Source organism: Sinomonas sp. G460-2 (assembly GCF_047759905.1).
Classification (GTDB): domain Bacteria; phylum Actinomycetota; class Actinomycetes; order Actinomycetales; family Micrococcaceae; genus Sinomonas.
The window spans coordinates 1-5,203 of sequence record NZ_JBKZWT010000255.1 but is presented as its reverse complement, the minus strand read 5'-3'; the positions used below and the strand labels follow the sequence as shown (position 1 = coordinate 5,203).

Annotated in this window: 7 protein-coding genes; 3 read left to right on the top strand and 4 right to left on the bottom strand. The window is 68.7% G+C overall.

Annotation, left to right across the window (positions count from 1 at the left end; genetic code table 11):
• Positions 1-96, top strand: coding sequence for a TOBE domain-containing protein (locus ACLN58_RS17365; protein ID WP_415856500.1), 96 nt, complete (start codon positions 1-3; stop codon positions 94-96).
• Positions 97-99: 3 nt separating this feature from the next.
• Here ACLN58_RS17365 and ACLN58_RS17360 read toward each other — a convergent pair whose 3' ends face one another.
• Together ACLN58_RS17360 and ACLN58_RS17355 are read right to left on the bottom strand one after the other, a co-directional pair.
• Positions 100-549 (bottom strand): hypothetical protein, encoded by a 450-nt coding sequence (locus tag ACLN58_RS17360; protein ID WP_415856499.1) that lies wholly within the window; start codon positions 547-549, stop codon positions 100-102.
• A 66-nt stretch (positions 550-615) separates the two neighbouring features.
• Complete coding sequence (locus tag ACLN58_RS17355; protein ID WP_415856498.1) at positions 616-1,101, bottom strand: hypothetical protein; 486 nt, start codon at positions 1,099-1,101, stop codon at positions 616-618.
• Positions 1,102-1,421: 320 nt separating this feature from the next.
• Here ACLN58_RS17355 and ACLN58_RS17350 point away from each other — a divergent pair, with 320 nt between their 5' ends.
• Positions 1,422-2,948 (top strand): alpha-amylase, encoded by a 1,527-nt coding sequence (locus ACLN58_RS17350; protein WP_415856497.1) that lies wholly within the window; start codon positions 1,422-1,424, stop codon positions 2,946-2,948.
• Between the two features lie 180 nt (positions 2,949-3,128).
• Entirely contained in the window at positions 3,129-3,764 is a 636-nt protein-coding gene (locus ACLN58_RS17345) for a TrmH family RNA methyltransferase (protein ID WP_415856496.1), read from the top strand.
• 100 nt (positions 3,765-3,864) lie between these two features.
• Here the strand turns inward: ACLN58_RS17345 and ACLN58_RS17340 are convergent, their stop codons facing one another.
• Both ACLN58_RS17340 and ACLN58_RS17335 read right to left on the bottom strand, forming a co-directional pair.
• Positions 3,865-4,236: a hypothetical protein gene (locus ACLN58_RS17340; protein WP_415856495.1), complete on the bottom strand. Its 372-nt coding sequence runs from the start codon at positions 4,234-4,236 to the stop codon at positions 3,865-3,867.
• 28 nt (positions 4,237-4,264) lie between these two features.
• The coding region (locus tag ACLN58_RS17335; RefSeq protein ID WP_415856494.1) for an alpha-hydroxy-acid oxidizing protein at positions 4,265-5,203 on the bottom strand (939 nt) is incomplete at its 5' end.

Here is a 5,203-nt window from a genome sequence, read left to right as displayed (position 1 = left end):
CTGACCCCGGCGGCGGCCGCCGAGCTGGATCTCGGGCCGGGGGCCGCCGTCGTCCTCGTGGCGAAGGCCGCCGCGGTGACGGTGTACGCGGCGTAGGCGCTAGCTCCGCTCAAGGGCCGTCAGGCCCCGCTGGAACGACGCCGCGACGGGCTTGCCGTTCGACCTCCTGATGATCCAGCAGATCAGCCGGCCGAGAGCGGTGCTTCCCGTACGGTCCCAGGAGATGTGGACGATGCTGCCGCCGCCACGGCCGGGGGAGAGGGTAGCCGACACGTAGCTCCCGGGTGCAGAGAAGTTGCTCTTCTGGACGGTCCAGCGGACGGTCTCCGGGTCGGACCAGTCGTAATGTTCGTGCGCCCAGATCTTCCCGCCCGGGCCCTTGGTGCCCTCGCGTACGTCGGCTGTGGTCTCGCCGACGGAGTAGACCTCGTACAACGAAGGCTCGATGCCCGGCCACAGCTTCGGGCGGCGTTCGGAGAAGTCGATCAGCGCGGCCCGCACCTTCTCTGGGCTCGCTGTCGTCTCAAGATCGAATTCGACGCTGCTCATGGGTCAAGCATCCTCACTGAGCTTCGGGCGGCCCCGGACCTGCGGTCCGGGGCTGCCGGGCACGGCCTATCGGCAGCTGATCGTCAGGTTGTTGACGGTCACGACGCCGTTCGCGTTCGTTGTCGTGGTGAAGGCCGCATGGATATCGATAGTGCTCGCGGAGTTGGACGTGCTCACGCCTTGGAAGTTGAAGGTCGCGTGCTGCACCCCGTTCTGGTTGTTGTCCGCGGCGCCGAACCACTCTTGGAGGTGCCCAGTCCACGTGCCCAGGGAACCGTGCCACACGGTGGTCAGGGTCACGGTGCCTTCGGTCGTTGTTGTGAACCAGCTGTCTCCCGCGTTGTTGACCGTGAGGTGCTGCACCGTATTGCCTGTCCCGACAAAGGTCGTGAAGCCGGCCTCGCTGTCGCACGTTCCTGGGACGGCCGAGTTGATCACTTGGCTGTGATCGGTCCCCGTGGTCGTCGCCGAGGCCGGCGCTGCGCCGGCAGCCAAGCCGACGGCCAGGAGCCCCGTGGTGGCTAGGCCACCCGCGATTCGCTTGAGCATCATCGTTTCCTCCTTCGCGTGGAAGAAGGGACAGCCCGCACCAGCACCCGCCCAGATCCGGGTCGAAACCAATGCCCCGGACGCCGCTTCACGGCGTCGCTCTTCTGTCTTGATTCTGTGATGACCCCAATTGCGAATGTAAGTGCCCGGTGAGCGCGGGTCAACGGCGGAAGGTCTCGACGTTGACGCACGCCGCTTGTCGAATCTGTCAATCATCGTGACTAAGTCCTTGACCTGTGTGACGCCCGTCACGGAGAGTGGGGCCGTGCCGGTTCTCGTCGGCACCGCCCTGCCCCACGATCCGGATCGGATAGGTGCACTTCATGGTCTCTTTCACTCGCATCCCCGGGCGCAAGCTCGTGAGTCTCGCGGCCGCCGCGACGGCGGCCGCCATGTTCCTCGCGGCGCCGCCAGCGGGCGCTGATCCGGGTGGATCGCCCGGATCGCCTCCCCTCCACGCGGCCTCCAACCAGACGTCGCCGCAGCACTTCAAGGACGTCATCGCGAACCTGTTCGAATGGAACTGGGGCTCGGTCGCGACGGAATGCACCCAGTTCCTCGGCCCCAACGGCTACGCGGGCGTGCAGGTCGCGCCGCCGCAGGACTCCCTCACGCGCGACGGCCACCCGTGGTGGGAGGTCTACCAGCCGGTCGACTACAACCTCACGAGCCGCATGGGCAACGAGGACCAGTTCAAGGCCATGGTGTCCACGTGCCGCAACGCCGGCGTCAAGGTCTACGTCGACGCGGTCATCAACCACACGACCGGACAGGGCAGCCTCTCCTACGGCGGCGTCTCCTACAGCCACTACAGCTACCCCGACTACGGGTACGCGGACTTCCACCATTACCCTGCGGACTGCCCCGAACCCGACAACGGAATCCACGACTGGAACAGCTTCCAGGAGGTCACGCACTGCGAGCTCCTGGGCCTCGCGGACCTCCGGACGGAATCGGACAAGGTCCGCTCGACGCTCGCCGGGTACCTCAACAAGCTGCTCGGCTACGGCGTCTCCGGGTTCCGCGTGGACGCCGCGAAGCACATCGGGCAGACCGATCTCGCGGCGCTCGAGGGGCGCCTCCGCGACACCGTCGACGGCGACCGGCCGTACATGGCGCTCGAGGTCTTCCCCGGCAGCACCGGGCAGCTCGCCCCCGAGGCGTTCGAGGGCCAGGGCTCGCTGCTCGGGTTCGACGGCGCGTACCAGCTCAAGTCGGCGTTCACGGGGAACGTCGCGTCGCTCAAGAACTACGGCGCCGAGTCGGGGCTCCTGCCTTCCGACAAGGAGCTCGCGTTCGTCCAGAACCACGACACGGAGCGCAACGGCTCGACCCTGAGCTACAAGGACGGCGCCACGAACGTGCTCGCGACCGAGTTCCTCCTGGCCCGCGGCTACGGCGTCGCGCAGGTGTATTCGGGCTTCAAGTTCACGGGCGGCGACGACTCCCCGCCGGCGAACGCCAACGGCTACGTGACGAACACGGACTGCAGCACCACGTGGGCGTGTCTGGACCGCGAGCCCGCGATCCTCCACATGGTCGGATGGCACAACGCCGCAGCGGGCTCCGACGTGGCCAACTGGTACGACGACGGCGCGAACCTCATCGCGTTCAGCCGCGGCAACAAGGCGTGGATCGCGATCAACAACGGCACGGCCGCAAGCACCGTGGATGTCCAGACGGGCATGCCGCCGGGCACGTACTGCGACGTGATCAGCGGCCAGTCGCTTGGCGGCCCCGGGGGCGCGTGCACGGGCAAGACCGTCACGGTGGATCCGCACGGCTTTGCGGCCGTGACGGTGCCCGCGAAGGGTTCGCTCGCGTTCACGCTCGGCGACCGCACGCACTAACAGCCGCTCCGGCCTGGGGGCCGTCCCACCCAGTACGCGTACTGGGCGGGACAGGGCCTCCGGCCGGCACCGATCCGCGGAATTCAGAGGGTCTCGTCCGGCGGGCGTGGACGGTGACGAGGGCCTAGGCGGTAGTCCCGTACGCGTTGGAACGCCGATCGGCTCGAATAGGCTGGTCCGGTGACCGAAGAGCGCGAGCACGAGGTGGGCGTCGGCCCGTGGGAGGGCGTCTGGCCCGAGGGCGAGCAGTGGGATCCCGAGCTGCTCGAGCACGGAGACCGCCGCAACGTCCTGGACCGCTACCGCTATTGGCGGCACGAGGCGATCGTCGCTGAGCTCGACACCCGCCGCCACGAGTTCCACGTCGCGATCGAGAACTGGCAGCACGACCTCAACATCGGCACCGTGGTCCGCACCGCGAACGCGTTCCTCGCCCAGGAGGTGCACATCATCGGACGACGGCGGTGGAACCGTCGCGGCGCGATGGTCACCGACCGCTACCAGCACATCCGCCACCACGCGACCGTCGAGGAGTTCGTGGCGTGGGCCGAGTCCGAGGAGCTCCCGATCCTCGGCGTCGACATCTTCCCCGACTCCGTGCCGCTCGAGACCTACGAGCTGCCTCGCCGCTGCGTCCTCGTCTTCGGTCAGGAGGGCCCCGGCCTGACCCCGGAGGTGCACGCCGCCGCCCAGGCCACGCTCTCGATCGAGCAGTTCGGCTCGACCCGCTCGATCAACGCCGCCTCCGCAGCGGCCATCGCGATGCACGCCTGGATCCGACGGCACGTGTTCGGACAGTCGCCCAGCGCCGGGTGATCAGCGCGATGGCCAGCGCGAGAATTCGTCTGTCCCCTGACGTCGTTGTGCGGGAGCCGTGCTTCTCATCTGGCCGTCGTTGTTGCGGAGGGAGCGGTCCCTAGCGCGCGTCGCGGAACGCCGGGCGGAACCGGAGCGCCGACCACACGTCGTCGAGCGAGACCTGCCGCACGGGGTCCACACCCCGCGCGATGAGCTCCTTGGCGAGGATGTCCCGGTTGAGGTCGGTGCCGAGCTTCTTTGCTTTCGGGTACGCGAACCAGACGAGCCGGTCCTCGAGCGCCGCGCGCACCCCTCTCGACCCCTGGGAGCCGACCTCCGCCCGGTCCTTGACGAAGACGATCACGGCGGCCGCCGACTCGGCGTCCGTCGCGACCTCGAGCGGCCCGGAGAGGTCAGGACCGTCGGCGGGTGCGTTGAGCACGGCCAGCGTCATGTCAGGCTTGATCTGAAGCTTCTGCCAGACTTCCATCGGTCCAGTATGCCGTGTGGGCGTCCACTCACCCGGCCTCCGGCTTTGTTCGCGCCACAGTGTCCCGCGTCACGGTGTCCCGCGTGATCTCGCCGATCCGGTTCACCCCTGCCACCGCCATCGTGAGGTCGAATTCGGCCCGGAAGCCTTCGAACACCTCACGAGCGCCGGCCTCACCCGCGAGCGCGAGCCCGTACAGATACGGCCGCCCGAGACACACCGCCGAGGCGCCGAGTGCGAGCGCCTTGAACGCGTCCGCGGCACACCGGACCCCGCTGTCGAACAGGACTGGCACCCGACCGGCCACCACCTCGACGATCCCGGGGAGCACGTCGAGCGAGCCCACCGCTCCGTCGAGCTGGCGGCCGCCGTGGTTCGAGACCACGATCCCGTCCGCCCCGTGAGCGAGGGCCAGACGCGCGTCGTCCGGGTGCTGGAGGCCCTTGACGAGGATCGGCAGGGCCGTCCGCTCGCGCAGCCACGCGAGGTTCTCCCACGTGAGCGTGGTCCGGGAGAACACGTCGAGGAAGGTCTGGACGCTCGCCCTCGGGAGGGGAGAGGCGAGATTCTCCCGGAAGCCGCCCGGATGCCGCCGCGCCATCTGCGCGAGCGCGCGGACCGCCGCGGGGGTGGGGCGCGTCGTCGTCCGCTGGATCGCGCCCGAGGCGAGCCGCTCCGCGACGATGTGCTGGAAGGCGGGGTCTGACGTGTACTGCGCGATGCCCATCCCGCGGGCGAACGGGAGGAAGGCGTTGTCGAGGTCGCCGGTGCGCCACGCGAGGACGAGGGTGTCGAGCGTGACGACGATCGCCGTGCAGCCGCTGTGCTCCGCCCGGCGCACGAAGCTCTCGACCACCGAGTCCTCGCTGCTCCAGTAGAGCTGGAACCAGCGTTCGTGGTCGCCGAGCTCGCGCGCGATCTCCTCCATGGGGTACGAGGCCTGGGACGAGATGATCAAGGGCACTTC